14 protein-coding genes are annotated in these 18898 nt (G+C 71.9%); 6 read left to right on the forward strand and 8 right to left on the reverse strand.

Annotation, left to right across the window (positions count from 1 at the left end; all coding sequences use genetic code 11):
- Positions 1-35: 35 nt before the first annotated feature.
- Complete coding sequence (locus AB3M83_RS03170; protein ID WP_412945042.1) at positions 36-443, reverse strand: transferase; 408 nt, start codon at positions 441-443, stop codon at positions 36-38.
- A gap of 96 nt (positions 444-539) precedes the next feature.
- On the opposite strand from AB3M83_RS03170, the gene AB3M83_RS03175 reads away from it, so the two are divergent.
- The gene (locus tag AB3M83_RS03175; protein ID WP_412945044.1) at positions 540-1202 is read left to right on the forward strand and encodes a YitT family protein; all 663 of its coding nucleotides are present in this window, start codon (positions 540-542) and stop codon (positions 1200-1202) included.
- A 6-nt stretch (positions 1203-1208) separates the two neighbouring features.
- Here the strand turns inward: AB3M83_RS03175 and AB3M83_RS03180 are convergent, their stop codons facing one another.
- The 5 genes from AB3M83_RS03180 to codB form a co-directional block, all read right to left on the reverse strand.
- The gene (locus tag AB3M83_RS03180; protein ID WP_412945046.1) at positions 1209-1982 is read right to left on the reverse strand and encodes a DNA-formamidopyrimidine glycosylase family protein; all 774 of its coding nucleotides are present in this window, start codon (positions 1980-1982) and stop codon (positions 1209-1211) included.
- Positions 1975-6729, reverse strand: coding sequence for an Lhr family helicase (locus tag AB3M83_RS03185; RefSeq protein WP_412945048.1), 4755 nt, complete (start codon positions 6727-6729; stop codon positions 1975-1977). Before AB3M83_RS03185 ends, AB3M83_RS03180 begins: the two co-directional genes overlap by 8 nt.
- Positions 6730-6805: 76 nt before the next feature.
- Positions 6806-8455, reverse strand: coding sequence for an ABC-F family ATP-binding cassette domain-containing protein (locus tag AB3M83_RS03190; RefSeq protein WP_412945050.1), 1650 nt, complete (start codon positions 8453-8455; stop codon positions 6806-6808).
- Positions 8456-8812: 357 nt separating this feature from the next.
- Positions 8813-10348, reverse strand: a complete 1536-nt coding sequence (locus AB3M83_RS03195; RefSeq protein ID WP_412945052.1) for an amidohydrolase family protein — start codon at positions 10346-10348, stop codon at positions 8813-8815.
- A 2-nt stretch (positions 10349-10350) separates the two neighbouring features.
- A complete protein-coding gene (gene codB, locus AB3M83_RS03200) occupies positions 10351-11712 on the reverse strand; it encodes a cytosine permease (protein WP_412945055.1) in 1362 nt (453 codons plus the stop codon).
- 172 nt (positions 11713-11884) lie between these two features.
- On the opposite strand from codB, the gene AB3M83_RS03205 reads away from it, so the two are divergent.
- Both AB3M83_RS03205 and AB3M83_RS03210 read left to right on the forward strand, forming a co-directional pair.
- Positions 11885-12970 carry a PucR family transcriptional regulator gene (locus tag AB3M83_RS03205; RefSeq protein WP_412945057.1) on the forward strand — a complete coding sequence of 362 codons (1086 nt, stop codon included), beginning with the start codon at positions 11885-11887 and terminating at the stop codon, positions 12968-12970.
- Between the two features lie 82 nt (positions 12971-13052).
- A complete protein-coding gene (locus tag AB3M83_RS03210; protein ID WP_412945059.1) occupies positions 13053-13463 on the forward strand; it encodes a GreA/GreB family elongation factor in 411 nt (136 codons plus the stop codon).
- A gap of 9 nt (positions 13464-13472) precedes the next feature.
- On the opposite strand, the gene AB3M83_RS03215 is transcribed toward AB3M83_RS03210, so the two are convergent.
- The gene (locus AB3M83_RS03215) at positions 13473-14132 is read right to left on the reverse strand and encodes an alpha/beta hydrolase (RefSeq protein WP_412945061.1); all 660 of its coding nucleotides are present in this window, start codon (positions 14130-14132) and stop codon (positions 13473-13475) included.
- A gap of 86 nt (positions 14133-14218) precedes the next feature.
- Between AB3M83_RS03215 and AB3M83_RS03220 the strand changes: the two genes are divergently transcribed.
- Positions 14219-14869: an NUDIX hydrolase family protein gene (locus tag AB3M83_RS03220; protein WP_412945063.1), complete on the forward strand. Its 651-nt coding sequence runs from the start codon at positions 14219-14221 to the stop codon at positions 14867-14869.
- A gap of 163 nt (positions 14870-15032) precedes the next feature.
- Positions 15033-16253: a coiled-coil domain-containing protein gene (locus tag AB3M83_RS03225; protein WP_412945064.1), complete on the forward strand. Its 1221-nt coding sequence runs from the start codon at positions 15033-15035 to the stop codon at positions 16251-16253.
- Here AB3M83_RS03225 and AB3M83_RS03230 read toward each other — a convergent pair whose 3' ends face one another.
- Positions 16254-17315: a threonine aldolase family protein gene (locus AB3M83_RS03230; protein ID WP_412945066.1), complete on the reverse strand. Its 1062-nt coding sequence runs from the start codon at positions 17313-17315 to the stop codon at positions 16254-16256.
- A 130-nt stretch (positions 17316-17445) separates the two neighbouring features.
- Here AB3M83_RS03230 and AB3M83_RS03235 point away from each other — a divergent pair, with 130 nt between their 5' ends.
- Positions 17446-18885, forward strand: coding sequence for an MFS transporter (locus tag AB3M83_RS03235; protein ID WP_412945068.1), 1440 nt, complete (start codon positions 17446-17448; stop codon positions 18883-18885).
- Positions 18886-18898: the final 13 nt, after the last annotated feature.

Genomic DNA, 18898 nt, shown 5'->3' on the forward strand with positions numbered 1-18898 from the left:
TCACCGGCCGCGGGCGCATCATCGTGCGGTGCCGCTCAGGCGGCCAGGCGGAGCCCGCGACGGTCCGTCGCGATGCGCTCCCCGTCGCCGACGCTCTCGTCGTCGCCGATGAGGGACTCGCCCGCCACCCGGGCGCCGGCGCCGATGAACGTCCGCACCCCGATCTTCGCGCCGGGGCCGATGGCGGCGCCCGGTCCGATGTGCGCGTGGGGGGCGATCTCGGCGTTCGGTCCGATGACGGCGTCCGGTTCGACCCAGACGCCGCGGCCGATGTGCGCGCCGGCGGCGACCTGCGCGCCGGGCTCGACGTAGGCACCGGCCTCGACCAGTGCGCTGGGGTGAACCTTGGCTCCGTGCGCGATCAAGCCCCGCCCGTTGATGTGCTTGCGATAGCGCAGCGTCTCGCCTCGGTCGTTCTCGATGTCGATGTAGTTCTTGCCCACGAATCCTCCTTGGCGGATACAACGCGCCGGGACACATTTCATTCCCTTGAATGACCTGGAAACACGGGGTTGACCGGAGCTTTGTAGGGTGTATCGGTGACCGTCGCCGACCCCATCGACCCCGCCGCCCCCGAGACCGGGCCATCCCTCGTCTTCGAGCAGAAAGCGGCGCCCCATTCGTGGCTCGACGACGTCGTGGGGCTCGCGACGGGCACGTTCACGGTGGCGCTCGGGCTGTTCCTGCTTCACCTCAGCACCGCCGTCACCGGCGGCACGGCGGGTCTCTCCCTCCTGCTCGGCTACGCGGTCGGCTGGCCGTTCTGGGTGCTGTTCACGGCGGTCAACCTGCCGTTCGCCGTCCTGGCCGTCTGGAAGCGCGGCGTCGACTTCGCCGTCCGCACGCTCGTCTGCATCGCGGCGGTGTCAGCCTTCTCAGTGGTGATCGAGCGGTTCTTCCGGGTCGAGTACCTCGACCCGATCTTCGGGACCGTCGCCGGCAACCTCCTGGCGGGCATCGGGCTGCTCATCGTCTTCCGTCACGGGGCGAGCCTGGGCGGCATCAATGTGGTCGCCCTGGTGATCCAGGACGCGACGGGCATCCGGGTCGGCTGGTCGATGATGGTGTTCGACCTCCTCATCATCCTGCTGGCACTCCTGGTGGTGCCGTGGCCGAACGTCCTCCTCAGCGCGGGGGGCGCGGTGCTCCTGAACCTGGTGCTGGCGCTCAATCACCGGCCGGGGCGGTACATCGGGCACTGACCGCCGTCAGGGTTGACAGACGGGGCACCAGAAGACGACGCGCTCACTCGTGGCGCGCGCGCCGAGCTCCGCCTTCCGGATGACCGTGCCGCACCGCCGGCACGGCTTGTTCTCGCGCCCGTAGACCCAGGTCTGCCGGCCGGGGCGCGCGTCGCCGGTGAACGTGCGGCCGGCCCGATCCCGGTTCGCCCGGATCATCCGCGTCCCCGTCTCGATGATCGCCGCGGCGTCGACCTCGGCGGCGAGGGCGGTGGGACGGATGCCGCGCACGAAGAGCAGCTCATTCGCGTACTCGTTGCCGAAACCGGCGACGTTCCGCTGGTCGAGCAGCGCGACGTGGATCGCCCGGTCATCCGCGCCGACGCGGCGGGCCGCCTCGCTCGCGTCCCAGTCGTCGGCGAGGGGATCGGGGCCGAGGTGTCCCACGACCCGGTCCTCCTCGGCCGTCGGCAGCACCTCGACCATCGCGAGCTCGAAGCCGACGGCATCCGCCGCCGCCGTCCCGACGATCGCCCGGGCCTGGAAGGCGGGCGCGCGCCACTTCTCACCGGGTCGGTACACGTGCCAGCGGCCCTCCATCTTGAGGTGCGAGTGCAGCGTGTAGTCGCCGGCTCGCAGCAGGAGGTGCTTGCCGCGGGGAACGACGGCGCCGACGGTCTCGCCGCGGAGGTCTGCGACGGCGCTGCGCGGAACGCGGACCTCGAAGCGCGTCACCTCGTGGCCCGCGAGGGCATCGTGGAGGCGACGCGCGGTGCGGAAGACGGTGTCGCCCTCAGGCACGCTGCGGCTCCCGTGCCCCGCGCCGCAGCGTCAGCCCGCGCGGGGATTCGACGAAGCCGGCGTCGCGGAGCGCCCGCCCGGCGGTCGTCGTGTAGACGAACTCGCCGCTGACCTGCTCGATCGTGAGGGTGTCGAGGCGTCGGGTGCGGGCGGTCTCGACGAGGCTGCGTGCGGCGGCCGCGAGGAGGTCCTCGTCGTCCGTGAACGCCAGGGCCGTCCGCCCGCCGCGTTCCAGGTACAGGATGAGCGCTCCGTCGACGAGCACGACGAGCCCGCCGGCCTTGCGGCCGGGGCGGTGGTTCACGCCCTCCAGTGCCGGCCAGTTCAGGGCGGCACCGTAGGGGTTGGCCGGATCCGTCGCCGCGAGGGTGCGGGCGAGCAGCGGAGCGGGCTCCGGGACCGAGGCGAACTCGCGGAGCCGGTCGACGGTGGCGGAGGTCGCGAACTGCGCCGCGCCGAGCTTCTCGATGAAGTACCCGCGACGGCAGTGCCCGGCATCCTCGAACCCGGCCAGGACGCGGTAGGTCTGCGCGAAGCCGCCGGGCACGCCCTCGGACTGCACGGAGCCGCGCGTGACGACCCCGTACCGCTCGAGCAGCAGGCTGGCCGTCGCGGTGGCGCGGAGGGCGGCGTCGTCGTCGGGCTGCGGCAGCAGCGACCAGCGGCCGCCCACCAGCGCCGGCCGCTGCGGAGCGGCCTTGCCGGTCGGCGCCAGCGGCGTGCCGCGGAACATGCGGGTGCGCGGCGTCCGCCGCGTGACGCGATGCGCCTGCGACCCGCCGCCGAGCAGGCTGCGGACGGGGGCGAAGGTGTCGTTCGTGACGCGGCCCGACCAGGTCAGGTTCCACAGCGCGTCGATCACCGACTGCTCGCTGGGTCCGTCGATCATGCCGACGAGCTGGGCGGCGAAGTACGCGCCGCCGGCGCCCAGCGCGTCGAGGATCGACTGTTCGAACGGCGTCGGCTCGTCCTCGGGGACCTGCAGCGTCAGGGTCGCGGCATCGGCGGGGTGGAGCGCGATCCAGCCGTCCCGGCCGGGGAGAGATCCGTGTCCGGACCAGAGCACCTCACCCGTCGCGGTGAGTTCGTCGAGGAGCGCGGGTGAGTAGTCCCGCACGCGCGAGGGCAGGATGAGCGATTCCCAGGCGCTGGCCGGGAGCGGCACGCCCGCCAGCTGCTCGACGACCGCGAGGACGCCGTCGACGCCCTCGAGCGGTCGGGTCAGATGCTGCCAGACGGGCAGGAAGCGGGCGAGCGCCTCGGGCGCGACGGGTTCGACGCTGCCGCGGATGGCGGCGAGCGAGCGCATCCGGAGCCGCCGCATCACCTCGCTGTCGCACCACTCGAGGTCGTCGCTGCGGTCTGATCGCTCGGGCAGGAAGAAGCCGCTGGTCAGCCGGCCCTGCGCCTCGAGTCGCTGCAGGGTCTGCCGCACGACCGCTCCGCCGACACCGAGGCGCGCTGCGACCGCCGAGGTCCGGAACGGCCCGTGCGTCCGCGCGTGGCGCGCGACGAGGTCGGCGAGCGGATCGGCGACGGGCTCGAGGAAGGCGGTCGGGATGCCGACGGGCAGGGCGGCTCCGAGGGCGTCGCGCAGGCGGCCGGCGTCCTCGATCCCGGCGACGCGCGGCACTCCGCCGATCGTCACCCGGATGGCGCGTCGGGCATCGATGAGCTGATCGAGCAGCGCCTGCGCTTCGGCCTCGGTGGCGCTGGCCGTCGCGGGCGCTCGCGCTCCGTCCTCCGGCGCGTCCTCACCGACCGGGAGCGTGTCGCCCGCCGCGGGAACGGAGGCGGCATCCAGGCGGTCGGCGACCTCGGCGGCGTCCAGCGGTCCGAGCAGGCGCAGCAGATCGGCGACGCCCTCGAGGCCGCGGACGCGACGCGTCGGGTCGAGTCGCTGCACCTCGCGCTCGTACTGCTCGATGACGCCCGGATCGAGCAGCTCGCGCATCTCGATCTTCCCCAGCAGCTCGCTCAGCAGGGCCGGGTCGACCGACAGCGCGGCCGCTCGGCGCTCCGCGAGCGGCGAGTCGCCTTCGTACATGAACGCCCCGACGTAGCCGAAGAGCAGGTCGCGGGCGTAGGGCGAGGGCGAGCTCGTCGTGGTCTCGACGAGTCGGATGCGGCGGTCGCCGATCGCACGTGCCAGACGCAGCAGCGCCGGGAGGTCGTAGACGTCCTGCAGCACCTCCCGCAGAGTCTCGAGGATGATCGGGAAGGTGGGATGCTCCTTCGCGACCTCGAGCAGCTGCGCCGAGCGCTGGCGCTGCTGCCACAGCGGCGACCGCTTGTTGGGGTTCAGCCGGGGGAGCAGCAGCGCACGCGCCGCGCACTCGCGGAACCGCGATGCGAACAGGGCCGAGCCGCCCACCTCGTCGGTGACGAGCTGCTCGAGCTCGTCGGGATCGAAGACGAAGAGCTCCGCTCCGGGCGGCTCGGCATCCGTGTCCGGCACCCGGGCGATGATGCCGTCGTCACTCGCGACGGCGGCGCCCTCGACGCCGAGCCGCTCGCGGATGCGGGCGTTGACCGCCAGGGCCCACGGCGCGTGCACGTGCATGCCGTACGGGGAATGCAGGATCACCCGCCAGTCGCCGACCTCGTCGCGGGATCGCTCGACGGTGAGCGTCTTGTCGGTCGGCAGGCTGCCGGTCGCCTCGCGCTGCTCGCCGAGATAGGCGAGGAGGTTGCCGATCGCGTTGTCATCGAGGCCGGACTCCTGCAGTCGTGCCGTGGCCTTCGCGGGCGTCGCGGACGCGAGCTCGCGCGAGAACTTCCCGAGCGCCTCGCCCAGCTCGGCCGGCCGGCCCAGCCCGTCGCCGTGCCAGAACGGCAGCTTGCCGGGCTGGCCGTACGCCGGCAGGACGTTCACGCGGTCGTGCGTGATCTCGACGATGCGCCAGCTCGTGGTCCCGAGGGTGAAGACGTCGCCCACCCGCGACTCGTACACCATCTCCTCGTCGAGCTCGCCGACGCGGGCGTTGCGGGTCTCGCCCGAGATGAAGACGCCGAACAGGCCACGGTCCGGGATCGTGCCGCCGCTCGTGACCGCGATCCGCTGCGCGCCGGGACGGCCGGTGAGCGTGCCGTCGTCGCGGTCCCAGATGACCCGCGGGCGGAGCTCGGCGAACGCATCCGAGGGGTAGCGGCCGGCCAGCAGGTCGAGCGTCGCCTCGTAGGCGGAACGGGGGAGGGAGCGGAAGGGTGCCGACCGCTTCACGGTGTCGAACCAGGCCTCCACCTCGATGGTGCCCGTCGCGCACGCGGCGATGGTCTGCTGGGCGAGGATGTCGAGCGGGTTCTGCGGCACCGAGATCGCCTCGATCTGGCCCGCCAGCATCCGTTCGGTGACCACGGCCGTGTGCAGCACGTCACCGCGGTGCTTCGGGAACAGGGCCGCCCGGCTCACCTCGCCGACCTGGTGCCCGGCCCGGCCGACGCGCTGCAGGCCGGACGCCGCCGAGGGCGGCGCTTCGACCTGGATGACGAGGTCCACGGCTCCCATGTCGATGCCGAGCTCGAGGCTGCTGGTCGCGACCACGCACCGCAGCGCGCCGGACTTCAGCTCGTCCTCGACCTGCGCCCGCTGCTCCTTCGACACCGAGCCGTGGTGCGCCTTCGCGAGGATCGCCGCCACGCCGGCCGAGGCCCCCGCCTGCGCCATCATGGCCGCCGGGACCGTGGGGTCGGGGACGTCGATCCCGACACGCTCGGCATAGATCTCGTTGAGCCGGCCGGTCAGCCGCTCCGCGAGCCGCCTCGAGTTCGAGAAGACGATCGTCGACCGGTGCGCGAGGATGCGGTCGACGATCGCCTCTTCGACGTGCGGCCACACGGATCCCGTCATCTCGGACGACTGCGGCGGCGTGTACCAGTTGTCGCCGTCCCCGTCCCCGTCGTCGTCGTCCGGGCCGGCTGCGGGCTCACCGGGCTCGTCGGCGGCGCCGGGCGGCGGGGGCGGGTTGGTGAGGTCGTCGATGGGCACCACGACCGACAGATCGAACGCCTTCGTCGCGCGGGGCGCGACGATGTCGACGGGAGCAGCGCCGCCGAGGAAGCGGGCCACCTCGTCGATGGGCCGCACCGTCGCGGACAAGCCGATCCGCTGCGCCGGCGCGTCGAGCAGCGCGTCGAGCCGCTCGAGGCTGACGGCCAGATGCGCACCGCGCTTGGTCGCCGCCACGGCGTGCACCTCGTCGACGATGACCGTGTGGATGCCGCGCAGGGTCTCGGCCGCCTGCGAGGTGAGCATCAGGTACAGCGACTCGGGCGTCGTGATGAGGATGTCGGGCGGATCGGTGAGGAGCCGCCGGCGGTCGGCGGCCGGCGTGTCACCCGAACGGACTCCGACGGTGACGTCCGGCGCCGCGAGGCCGAGCCGGCGCGCGGACTGCCCGATGCCGACGAGGGGCGAGCGGAGGTTGCGCTCGACGTCGACGCCGAGCGCCTTGAGGGGCGAGACGTACAGGACGCGGGTGCGGGGAGACCCGGCATCCGCTTTCTTCTTCGTCCGCGTGCCCTCGAACGCGGGAGCGGGCGCGGCGGCCCTGTCGCGGAAGATGCGGTCGAGCGCCCAGAGGAACGCCGACAGCGTCTTGCCGGAGCCGGTCGGCGCGACGACGAGGGCATGCCTGCCCGCCGAGATCGTCTTCCACGCGCCGGACTGGGCGTCGGTCGGCGCCGCGAAGGCGCCACGGAACCAGTCCTGGGTCGCAGGACTGAACCGTTCGAGGACGTCGGCCATCACCTCATTGTCGCAAGGGCCTCCGACATCGCGGAGGCCCTTGCGACAGGGGCCCTCGGTGGCGCAGGACGCGATCTCATCTCTCGACCAGCACGCCGTCCCGCAGCTCCAGCGTCAGGTCCGGTTCCACCCGCTGCAGGAAGCCGTCGTCGTGGCTGACCACCAGGACGGCGCCGCGATACGCGCCGATCGCCGCCACGAGCTGGTCGACGGTGTCGAGGTCGAGGTTGTTGGTCGGCTCGTCGAGCACGAGCAGCTGCGGCGGCGGGTCGGCGAGGAGGACGCGTGCCAGCGCGACGCGGAACCGTTCCCCGCCGGACAGCGCCGAGACCGGACGCCCCACCGCATCGCCGCGGACGAGGAAGCGGGCGAGCCGGTTCCGCAGCTCCACGTCGCCGACGCCGGGCGCCGCCGCCCGGATGGTCGCCAGCACGGACGCCCCGTCGTCGAGCCCGTCCACCCGCTGCGACAGGTAGCCGATCCGGTCGGTGTGCGCCTCGGCGCGAACGCCGTCCAGGGCGAACGCGCCGTCGCCGCGCGCTGCGGTGCCCGCGGTGGCCGATCGACCGGGGAACGTGCCGGCCGGGTCGACCAGTCGCTCCACCAGCGTCGTCTTGCCCGCTCCGTTCGGCCCGATGAGGGCGACCCGTTCGGGGCCCTGCACGGTCCACGAGCGGTCTGCGTCGCCGAGCGTGGCGATGCGGCGCCCTGCCGCGACGCCCGGGTCGGGCAGGTCGATCCGCACCGAGCGGTCGTCGCGCACGCGGTGCCCGGCCGCGTCGAGAGCAGCGCGAGCGGCATCCACCTTCTCGATCGCCTCGCCGCGGACCCGTCCGGCGGAGACCTGCGCGGCGCGCTTCTTGGCGTTCATGATGATTCCCGGCTCGCGCTTCTGCGCCGACGCCTTCGCCCCGATCGCCTTGCGGGTGGCGAGCATCGACTCGACCTGCTCCCGGTCGCGCTTCTCGCGGCGCAGCGCCTGCCGCGCCGCCGTCTCGGCCTGCGCGGCGGCGGCCTGCTCGGCGTCGAGCCACGCCTGCCACGCGGCGTACGGCCCGCCGAACACGGAGAGCTCGCTGCCGTACAGCTCGGCGGTGTCGTCCATCTTGTCGAGCAGGGTCGTGTCGTGACTGACCACGATCAGCGTGCCCCGCCAGGAGGCGACGAGCTCGTGCACGCCCCGGCGCGCGTCGCGGTCGAGGTTGTTCGTCGGCTCGTCGAGCAGGGCGATGTCGGATCCGCGGAGCCGGACCCCGACGAGGGCGGCCAGCACCGCTTCGCCGCCGGACAGCTCTCCCACGCGCCGGTCGAGGGCGCCCGGCGGCAGGCCGGCTTCGGCGAGCGCCGCCGTGGCGCGCGCCTCGATGTCCCAGTCGTCGCCGACCGTGTCGAAGTGCCGCTCGTGGACGTCGCCGCGTTCGATCGCTCGGACGGCGTCGAGCACCGCGGCGATGCCGAGCACGTCGGCGATCCGTCGATCCGTGTCGAGCGTCAGCTGCTGCGGGAGCAGGTCGACCCGTCCGGCGCGGGTGATCGCCCCGGACGTCGGTTCGAGCGTGCCGGCGATGAGCCGCAACAGTGTGGACTTGCCGGAGCCGTTGCGACCGACGAGACCGGTCCGGCCGGCGCCGAAGGCTCCGGTGACGTCCCGCAGCGCGGCGGTGCCGTCCGGCCAGGTGAAGGTGAGGCGGTCGAGGACGACCGCGGGTACGAGGGTGGTGGGCATGAGCGCCTCCCTGTCGTCAGGGTGCGCGGACGCGTGCTCCGCCGTCCGGTCCGCAGCGATCGATGCGGCCGTGCCGTGCGGCGACGGACGCGAGCACAGCGGGCGAGGAGGCGACGGTCCGCGCTGGTCGGTGAACGGATCACCGGGCGGACCGTCGGAATCGTCCTCGGAGAGGGTCGACGGCTCAGCGCGGGATCACAGCGCGATCGCGTCGAATGCCTTCAACGGCTCTTCCTCACACTCGGGACAGGACTCCGCCATGCTAGCGGGCCACGAGGACGGATGCCAGGGCCGCCGGACCGGCGACGCGTGCGCCGCCCCGGCGACCCGGGACGGCGCACGACCGCTCGGTGCTGTTCAGGCGTGCTGCCGGACCCACCTGTTCTCGTCGCCGGTCCAGCGGTTCACGGGGGTCGATCGGCCGGAGGCCTCCTCGTACATGCGGGCGAACGCCGGGGCGAACGCGTCGTTCACGCGATCGAGCCGGTCCTGCTCCTCCCGGATGCCCGGCATCTCGGCGCGGAAGGCGGCGATCACCGCGTTCTCGTCGATCTGTGTGAGGCGGCCGTCCTCGACGGTCGTGACGCCGTCGACCATGACCCGCACGATGGACGAGCCGTTCTCGCTGTACACCAGGTGGTTCTCGAGCCGGTTCGTGGGCAGGAAGGCGAGCGTCTCGGTGTCGAACATCACGAGATCCGCCCGCTTGCCGACCTCGATGGAGCCGATGGATCCGTCCAGCACGCCGCTGCGCGCCCCGCCGATCGTGGCCGCGCGCAGCACTTCGTCGACCGTCGACCAGCGGGTGTGGTCGGGTTCGGTCACCTTGTGGAGGAGCGCCGCGGTCTTCATGACCTCCATCAGCCGCGGCGTGTCGCTGGAGGAGCAGCCGTCGGTGCCGAGCCCGAGGTTCACACCGGCGTCCTGGTACGCCCGCCACGGCAGGATTCCCGACCCGAGCTTCAGGTTGGAGATCGCGTTGTGCGACACCGAGACGCCGTGCCGCGAGATGCGCTCGATGTCCTCATCCGTCACCCAGATGCCGTGCGCGAAGGTGGTCCGCGGGCTCATCGCACCGAGTTCATCCAGATGCTGCACGAGCGTGCGCCCGCCGTACAGCTCGTCGCCCGTCACCGCCTGGGTCTTCGTCTCGAGGACGTGGATGTGCACCTCGGCGTCGAATTCGGCTGCCAGCTCCGTTGCGCCCACGAGCAGATCATCGGTGCACCGCTGCGGGCCTGACGGCGCGAGCATGTAACGGATGCGGCCGTTCGCGGTGTCGTGATGGCGGGCGAACGCCTGACGGGAGTAGTCGAGGTATCCCTCGGCCGTCAGCGTCGGTTCGGCGCGGACGCGCCGGACCAGCTCGTCCGGCAGCCAGTCCGTGACGAACGGCACCGTGTCGACGAACGGGCGGTTGATGACGTGGCCCGAGACGTTGGCGCGGATGCCGATGTCCGCGTACGCGCCGGTCACCGCGGCGAGCTGGTCGAGGTCCTGCCCCGGGGTCTCGAGCACGTCGTCGATGAGGGTCGTCACCCCGTTCTTCATCGACTCCATCGCGAACATGAGGGTGCGCAGCCGGATCAGATCCGGGCTCGTCCGCCCGCCCCCCAGGATCGGGTACGCGTACAGCATCCACAGTTCGAGCGGCATGTTGTCGTAGCGGCCCTTGTAGAGGTACTCCCACGAATGGGTGTGCGCGTTGACGAAGCCGGGAGTGACGAGCGTGTCCGTGCCGTCGATCACCTCCTCGCCCGGCAGCGCTGCGAGGTTCGGGCCGATCTCCGTGAACGCGCCGTCGGCGATGCGCAGGTCGAGGCGGGTGGGGGTCGATCCGGTGGCGGTATCCATCGTGATCACCTGGGCGCCGCGGATGAGGGTGCGCGTCATGCTCAGACTCCCGTCGAGGTCGGGACGTACGACACCGGCTCGGATTCCTCCGCTGCCGGTTCGACCATGTCGACCGTCGGGCGCAGCGCACGGGCGATCAGGTGGCAGATCGGCGTGGCCACGATGGCGACCAGGACGCCCTGGACGGCGGGGCTGCCGATGCCGGTGACGGCACCGAATGCCGCGGCCGCCGTGCCGAGCAGGTAGCCCGCGACGCCGGGCCAGATGACGGCACCGACGCGGGTGACATCCGTGCCGGGATCGCGTCCCTTCCAGACGAACAGGAAGGTGCCGATGATGACGCCGCCCAAGGGCGGGATGACGGTGCCGAGGGTGATGAGGAAGCCGCTGATCGCATCGGCGACACCGCTGGCGGCGAGGATGATCCCGACAACGACGCCGCCGACCACGAACGGCCGCTTGTCGTTCTTGTCGAGCAGTTCGGCGCCCGCGACCCCGAAGGCGTACGCGGCGTTGTCGTTCGTCGTCCAGAGGTTGAAGGTGAGCATGAGGACGCCGATGATGGCGAGCCCCATTGTGAACAGCAGGGCCGTGAAGTCGGCCTCGCCGAAGGCGATGGCGCCGACGCCGCCGAACACGAGCATCGAGGTCTCGATGACGATGAGCACGCCGAAGCAGACGAGGAAGGCCGTGCGCGCGCTCGTCGCGAAGCGCGTCCAGTTGCCGATCTGGGTCCCGCCGGAGATGAACGTGCCGATCATCAGGGTGAGGGCGAGCCCCACGGGCACCGACCCGTCACCGGTCGTGCCGAGCATCTCTCCCCAGCCGCCGACCTCGTCGACGGAGGTGACGGTGATCCACACGCAGAGGGCGAACATCAGCGGCACCGAGACCCACGAGAGGATCTCGATCCCCTTGAAGCCCCAGTACGCGGTGGTCGCCATGAGCAGACCGCCGAAGATCGCGAGCGGCCACGACACCTCCCACCCCAGCGCCGATGCCAGCAGGTCGGCGAAGATGCCCACCGTGATGCCGTACCAGCCGATCTGGGTGCCGCCCAGGACCAGAGACGCCCACTTTCCGCCCACCCGACCGAGTGCCAGGCGCGCCATGAGGACGGTCGACAGGCCGGTGCGCGCGCTCGCAGCGCCGAGGGTCGCGACGTAGAACGCGAGGATGAGGGAGGCGAGCATGGACAGCCCGAGGAAGGCCGAGAAGCCGAAGGCGCCGGCGACCTGTCCGCCCGTCACCATCGTCGGCGTGAAGAAGATGAAGCCGGCGACGACGACCAGGATGGCGAACCATCCCTTTCGGGCTCCACGCGGGACGCGGGTGAGCGGGTAGTCGCGGTCGATGTGTGCCGTGGTCTGAGCCGGCTCGGTTGCCGGTGAGGTCGGGGTCATGGCGCTCCTTTCCGAGTGCTTGCCATCACAGCCCCGGATTGTTTCCGTTCCATTGCGCGGCCCCGAGGAGTGGAGGCGGTCACAGAGGTGGCGCACCATCGGTGTGGAAACCTCCACTGCGGCGAAACCGTCGCGACACGGCGGGGAAACAGGACCGTCCTATCGTGGCCGGATGAGCGGCGGCGGCGACATCGGAACGGCCGACCCCGACGTGCTGCGGGTCGCTGATCTGCTGTCGTGGGAGCATCCCCGCATGGAGCTGGCGGGCCGGGCCGTCGGACTCGACCGCGCCGTCCGTTGGGCGCTGCCCACCGATCTCCTCGACCCCGCTCCCTACCTCCGCGGCGGCGAGCTCGTGCTCACGTCGGGGATCTCCATGCGCGACCCGACGAGTCAGCAGCGCTTCGTCGACGCCGTCAGCCCGACGAGGCCGGCCGCGATCGGATATGCGCTCGGGGTCGTCCCCGGACCCGTCCCACCGGCCCTCGTCGCCACGGCGAACGCGCGGGGCATCGCGGTGCTCTCGGTGCCCGCCGACGTCGCTTTCGTCGAGATCACGCAGCGCATCGCGGTGGAGCAACAGCGACACGATGCCGAAGAGCTCGCACGGGAGGCGACCGGATCGCTGCTGGACATGGTCCGTCGCGGTCACGCGAGTCCGATTGTGCTCCGCGACGCGGTGACGACCGGACTCGGCCGGGCCGCCTCGATGTGGGTGGTCGCCGCTCGTGGCAGAGTCATCCGTCCCCCCGGTGCCGCGGTGGTGGGTACGACCTCGGGGATGTCGATCGCCCTCGTCGCCGCCGGGATCACGCCGGAACCGCCGAGCGAGCTGCTCGGCCCGGACGTCGGCTGGAGCGGCCCCATCGAACTTCCGGGTCTGCCCGGCGCGCTGCGGGAGGCCGTGGCGGCGGCCCGGCTCGCGGCGAAGGACAGGAGCGCCCGCGGCCCCCGCGATCTGGCCACGTGGGAAGGGCTGATCGAGCGGCTGACGCCTGAGCAGCTCACCCCGTTCCGGGATCGCGTCCTCGCCCCGCTGCGCGACTACGACGCTCGTCACCGGACGACGCTGGTGGCGACCCTCGAGCGACTCTGCCACCATGACGGCTCGGTTCAGCTCGCCGCTGAGGACCTCTTCGTCCACGTCAACACGGTGCGCAAGCGCGTCGACAGGATCGAGGCGCTGACCGGCCTGAGCCCGCTCGAAGCCCGCGGTCGGGCCGCGCTGCTCGTCGCACTCGCCGCCCGGGACCGTTGAGCATCCGCAGCGTCGGAGGAGGCGACACCGCGCGTCCGGGCTAGGCTCGAGGTTTTACCCACCCCCGTCGGGAGGAGCAGCCATGTCCGACAACCGCTCTGAGATCTGGATGACCGAAGCCGCGCTCGCCGCCCTGCAGGAGGAGCTCGCGCGTCTCGAGGCGGCGCCCCAGGAGGAAGCGGCGCCGCGACTGGTCGAGGTGCGCGACCTCATCCGCCGCGCGGAGACGGGCGCCAAGCCCGACGACGGCCTCGTGGAACCGGGGATGACGGTGACGGTCCGCTTCGCGGGCGACGACCAGGCCGAGACGTTCCTGCTCGGCGAGCGTGCCCTGTTCCAGACGGTCGGCGATACGGAGCTCGACGTCTACTCGCCGGAGTCGCCGCTCGGCGGTGCGCTCCTCGGCCATCACGTGGGCGACACGGTCCGCTACACGGCGCCGAACGGGCGCGAGCTCGAGGTCACGGTCGTCGCCGCGGCGCCGTTCGCCTGACCGCCCGCGTCAGGCGCCTTTCGGCGTCAGCTGCTTCTCGAGGAAGACCCTCACGTCGTGCAGCTCCTCCGCCGAGACGGCGTGGGCGAGGTCGGGGTAGACCCGGCCGCTGAGCTCGACGTGGTCGGGGAGCCACTGCGCGGTGTGCTCGACGAAGCGCGGCGAGACGACCTCGTCCCGCGCGCCGCGCCCCCAGAACACGGGAGGTCTCGCCTCGGCGAGATCGGCGTCGGTCGGCAGCGGTTCGGGGAAGGCGTATCCGGCGAGGTTCACGGCGAAGGCGATGTCGGCCGGCCGGGTGCGGAGCGCCTCCAGCGCGATCACTCCGCCCTGCGAGAACCCCAGCAGGCCGATCAGCGGCGCATCGCCGCGCACCGCATCGAGCCACTCGAGCACGGCACCCGTCGAGGCGCGCACCTCGGCGGGGTCGCGGCTCTGCACGCCGTCGATCGTGAACCACGAGTGCCCGGGCAGCGGGAAGCGCGGCGCGAACGGCGCCCGGACGGATGCCACGACGAACGCGTCGGGAAGGTGCGGCGTCAGCCCGAACAGGTCCTCCTCGGTGGACCCGTAGCCGTGCAGCATGACCAGGAGCGGCCGTCCGGCTCGCTCGGACTCGGGCGCGGACCAGAGGGCGACGTCGGGATCGAGGACGGTCATGGCACCCATCCTGCCCCAGCGTTCCGTCACCGTCAGGGGTGCCGGCTCCCCGGGTCCCGCGGTGCTGCGGCATCCGCTCGGGTATACATGGAGGCATGGCCGTCCGCACCCCCGATCCTGAACCGAACGATCGCGACGACGACGAGACCCCGCGGGATCCGCTGCGTGATCTGGGCTCCTCGTATCACCGGAGCGCCGGCGGGGGCGACGCCGGCGCCGGCGGGACGAGCAACCCGGCGTGGCTGACCGATGTCGAGCTGGCCGAGGTGCGACGCCGGATGCCGATGCTGTATGTCGAGGCGATCCCGGTGCGGACGGACGGCATGGGGTCGGTGACCGAGGTGGGCGTGCTGCTGCGGGCGACCCCGATGGGCGAGATCACCCGCACGATCGTGTCGGGACGCGTGCGGTACGGCGAGACGGTGCGCGACGCCCTCTTCCGTCACCTCGAGAACGATCTCGGACCGATGGCGTTCCCGTTGCTGCCGCCCCAGCCGGTGCCCTTCACCGTGGCGGAGTACTTCCCCATCCCCGGCGTCAGCGCCTTCCACGACGACCGTCAGCATGCGGTCTCGCTCGCCTTCGTCGTCCCCGTGACCGGAACCTGCGAGCCGCGTCAGGACGCCCTGGAGGTGACGTGGATGTCACCCGAGGAGGCGTCGTCCGATGCGCTCGCCGCCGAGATGGAGGGCGGCCGGTCGACGCTGCTGCGCCTCGCCCTGGCATCCGTCGGCGCGCTGCGCTGACCACCGGCACCGGACCCGTCGTGCCGGTGCCGCGGAACCACTAGTCTCATCTCACCGGTGTGCCCGCACCGGCATTCCTCGGTCGCGTCCTCCTCGCGACGTCAGCCGGCCCGCCGACGTCGCGGCCCTCCCGCGCGGCTGTGCGACGAACCCGGAGACCCGCGTGACCGATCAGCATCCCACCGACACCCCCTCGCCGTTCGATCAGCTGATCAGCAGCGGTTCCGCTCCCGCCGAGTCCTCGTTCGCGACCTCCTTCCGCGGGTACGACAAGGAAGAGGTGGATGCCGCGGTCGCGGTCCTGACGCGTCAGCAGGCTGTCCAGGCCGACGAGATCGCCCAGCTCAAGGATGCGCATCACCGCGCCACGACGGCGGCGTCGGCGGATGCGCGGCGCGTCGCCGAGCTCGAGGAGCAGCTCGCTCTCGTGACGGCGGAGGCCGCCACGGCCGTCGACCGTGTGCAGACGCTCAGCGACGAGTTGCTCGACGCCGGCGGCGACTCCGCGGGTCGGCAGCGCTTCGAGGAGGTGCTGCACGTCGCCGAGGAGCAGGCCGGCGTCCTCATCAAGAACGCCAGCATCCAGGCGGACCGCCTGCTCGAGGCCGCGCACCAGGAGATCGCGAACCGTCGCACCGAGGCGCAGGCGGACGCCGCCGCGATCGTGGCCCGCGCCGACCACGACGCCCAGCAGGCTCGGCTGCGCATCGACACCGAGCTGACGGCGCACGAGTCGCAGCTGGGTCGCGAGCGGGCGCACGCGGCCGAGAAGGTCGCGCAGGCGGAGCAGGAGGCCGCCGCGATCCGCACCGAGGCCGAGAAGGGCGCCGCTGCCCTCCGGACGATGACCGCCCGTGAGTCCGAGCTCATGCGCGCGGAGGCGGAGGAGACCGTCCGCGAGCTGCGCGTGCGTGCGCTGGAGTTCGAGGAGTCGCTCACGCGCCGCCAGGACGACGCGCAGCAGGAGTTCCTCGTGCTCCACAATCAGGCGGTCGCTCACGCCGAGCGCATCACCCAGGACGCCAACGAACAGGTCACCGCGTCGCTGGAGCACGCGCAGAGGGTTGCGGCGAAGGCCGACGACTTCGATCGGCTGATGCGCGCTCAGGCCCAGCAGATCGAGGCGGATGCCGCGGCTCGTTCGCGGGAGACGCTCGAGCGAGCGCGCACCAAGGCGCAGAAGATCATCGACACCGTCACCTCCCACTCGCAGTCGGTGCTCCGCGACGCGGAGGACCGGACGCGTGCCCTGCGCTGGCAGCAGCACCAGCTCACGAGCCTCATGGCCGAGGTGCGGGAGCTCATGCGCCTCGACGCCGGCGCTGCTCCGGCCGGGACCGAGCAGCCGGTCGTCGAGTCGGAGGGCGAGCCCGCCGGGGTCTGATCAGGTGAGTCGGGAGAGCTCGGCGACGAAGGCGTCGACGTCCGCCTCGCTCGTGTCGAACGCGCACATCCAGCGGACCTCGTTCTTCGCGGCGTCCCAGTCGTAGAAGCGGAAGCTCGTCCGGAGGGCGTCGGCGACGCCGTCGGGGAGGGTGGCGAAGACCCCGTTGGACTGCGTCGGCTGCGAGAAGGCGACGCCGCGGATCGAGCCGTCCGCGATGCCCGCCTCGACCGCGCCGCGAAGGCGCTGCGCCATGGCGTTCGCGTGCCGCGCGTTGCGCAGATAGAGGTCGTCCTCGAGCAGGGCGATGAGCTGCGCCGACACGAACCGCATCTTCGACGCCAGCTGCATGTTGAGCTTGCGGAGGTACTGCAGGCCGACGGATGCCGCCGGGTCGAGGACCACGATGGCCTCGGCGCCGAGCGCGCCGTTCTTGGTCCCGCCGAAGCTGAGGACGTCGACGCCGACGTCGCGGGTGAAGGCGCGCAGCGGCAGGTCGAGCGCCGCGGCCGCGTTCGCGATGCGGGCGCCGTCGAGGTGCAGGAACATGCCGCGCGCGTGCGCGTGGTCGGCGAGGGCGCGGATCTCGTCGGGCGTGTACAGGGTGCCGAGCTCGGTCGACTGCGTGATCGAGACCACGAGCGGCTGCGCACGGTGCTCGTCGCCCCAGCCCCATGCCTCGAGGTCGACGAGGTCGGGCGTCAGCTTGCCGTCCTCGGTCGGCACGTTCAGGATCTTGATGCCGGCGACCCGCTCCGGAGCGCCGCCCTCGTCCACATTGATGTGCGCGGTGGATGCCGAGACGACGGCGCCCCACCGGGGGAGCATCGACTGCAGGCCGGTGACGTTCGCGCCCGTGCCGTTGAAGACGGGGAACGCCTCGACACCGTCGCCGAAGTGCCCGGCGAACACCTCCTGGAGCCGGGCCGTGTACACGTCCTCGCCGTAGGCGACCTGGTGGCCGTCGTTGGCGGCGGTGATCGCGGCGAGCACGTCGGGGTGCACGCCGGAGTAGTTGTCGGAGGCGAAGGAGCGGACCGTCGGGTCGTGGAGCGTCGTCACCTCCCCACCCTATTCGCCGGGGGAGCACTCGTCCGTGGACCATGTCTCAGGCACCGCCGTGGTGAAGAGGCGGCGCATGCATCCGGATGGGTCATTGTCGGTGTCGGACGCGGGTCGTACCCTCGGTCGCATGACCGACGCCACGTCGAGTTCGACCGCTGCACCGCGCACCACGCCGCCGAACGGCATGCGGACCTTCCTTCACGTCCTCGTGAACACCGCCGTCGCGAACATCACGACGAGCTTCCTCTGGTTCGCCCTGACGTTCTGGGTCTACCTCGAGACGAGATCCGTCCTCGCGACCGGCATCATCGGCGGCGCCTACATGCTCCTGCTCGCGGTGTTCGGGATGGTGTTCGGCACCCTCGTCGACCGTTTCCGCAAGCACGCCGTCATGATCGTGTCCGGCCTCGTCACCCTGGTGGCGTTCCTGCTCGCCGGCGCGATCTACCTGTCCCAGCCCGAGTCGCGGCTGCTCGATCTGGGCGCGCCCTGGTTCTGGCTGTTCTCGTCGATCATCCTGGCGGGCGCGGTGATCGAGAACCTCCGGAACATCGCGCTCTCGACGACCGTGACGCTGCTCGTCCCGACCGAGCGCCACGCGAATGCCAACGGGATGGTCGGCACCGTGCAGGGGCTCGCCTTCATCGTCACGAGCGTGCTGTCCGGCTTCGCGATCGGCGTGCTCGGCATGGGCTGGACCCTCGTGATCGCGATCGTCCTCACGGCGCTGCCCATCGTCCATCTGCTCGCGCTGCGCATCCCCGAGGAACCGCCCGAGCCGTCGCCGGGGTCGAAGATCATCGACATCCGGGGGGCGGCGGCGGCGATCCGCGTCGTCCCGGGACTGTTCGCGCTCATCCTGTTCTCGACCTTCAACAACCTCATCGGCGGGCTGTACATGGCCCTGATGGATCCGTACGGTCTGACGCTGTTCGACGTGAAGATCTGGGGCGTCGTGCTGGCCGTGACCGCGACCGGCTTCCTCATCGGCGGTGCGATCGTCGCGGCGAAGGGCCTCGGCCGCAATCCGATCCGCACCCTGCTGCTCGGCGTCATCGTCATGGGCGCGCTCGGCGCCGTCTTCACCATCCGCGAATGGTGGTGGCTCTACGCGCTCGGGATCTGGGCGTACATGACGCTCATCCCGGTCGTCGAGGCGGCCGAGCAGACGGTCATCCAGAAGGTCGTCCCCTACGAGCGGCAAGGCCGCGTCTTCGGGGCCGCGACAGCGCTGGAGGTCTCCGCCGCCCCGATCACGTCGTTCGCGATCGCGCCGATCGCGGAGTTCTGGGTCATCCCCTATCTGCGGTCCGACGAGGGCGAGGCTCGGTGGGCCTGGCTGCTCGGAGAGGGCGAGGCGCGCGGCATCGCGATGATCTTCCTCGTCGGCGGCATCGTCATGGTGCTGGCGGCGCTCGGCGCCTTCCTGACCCGCTCGTACCGGACGCTGTCGTCGGCCTACTCGACGGCGCCCGAGACCAAGCGCGCGGAGGACGAGGTCCCGGCGCCCGACGCATACCCGGCATCCTCCCGCGAGGTCGCCGGCGGCTCGGCCGGAGCGGACTGACCCCCAGCCCGCC

Source organism: Microbacterium pasadenense (assembly GCF_047246565.1).
In the GTDB taxonomy this organism is placed as follows: domain Bacteria; phylum Actinomycetota; class Actinomycetes; order Actinomycetales; family Microbacteriaceae; genus Microbacterium.

Excerpts from the sequence above, each read along its gene's own strand:
- AB3M83_RS03185 (WP_412945048.1), bottom strand. The coding sequence starts at position 6,729 with ATGGCCGACGTCCTCGAACGGTTCAGTCCTGCGACCCAGGACTGGTTC.
- AB3M83_RS03190 (WP_412945050.1), bottom strand. The coding sequence starts at position 8,455 with ATGCCCACCACCCTCGTACCCGCGGTCGTCCTCGACCGCCTCACCTTC.
- AB3M83_RS03195 (WP_412945052.1), bottom strand. The coding sequence starts at position 10,348 with ATGACGCGCACCCTCATCCGCGGCGCCCAGGTGATCACGATGGATACC.
- codB (WP_412945055.1), bottom strand. The coding sequence starts at position 11,712 with ATGACCCCGACCTCACCGGCAACCGAGCCGGCTCAGACCACGGCACAC.
- AB3M83_RS03205 (WP_412945057.1), top strand. The coding sequence starts at position 11,885 with ATGAGCGGCGGCGGCGACATCGGAACGGCCGACCCCGACGTGCTGCGG.
- AB3M83_RS03210 (WP_412945059.1), top strand. The coding sequence starts at position 13,053 with ATGTCCGACAACCGCTCTGAGATCTGGATGACCGAAGCCGCGCTCGCC.
- AB3M83_RS03215 (WP_412945061.1), bottom strand. The coding sequence starts at position 14,132 with ATGGGTGCCATGACCGTCCTCGATCCCGACGTCGCCCTCTGGTCCGCG.
- AB3M83_RS03220 (WP_412945063.1), top strand. The coding sequence starts at position 14,219 with ATGGCCGTCCGCACCCCCGATCCTGAACCGAACGATCGCGACGACGAC.
- AB3M83_RS03235 (WP_412945068.1), top strand. The coding sequence starts at position 17,446 with ATGACCGACGCCACGTCGAGTTCGACCGCTGCACCGCGCACCACGCCG.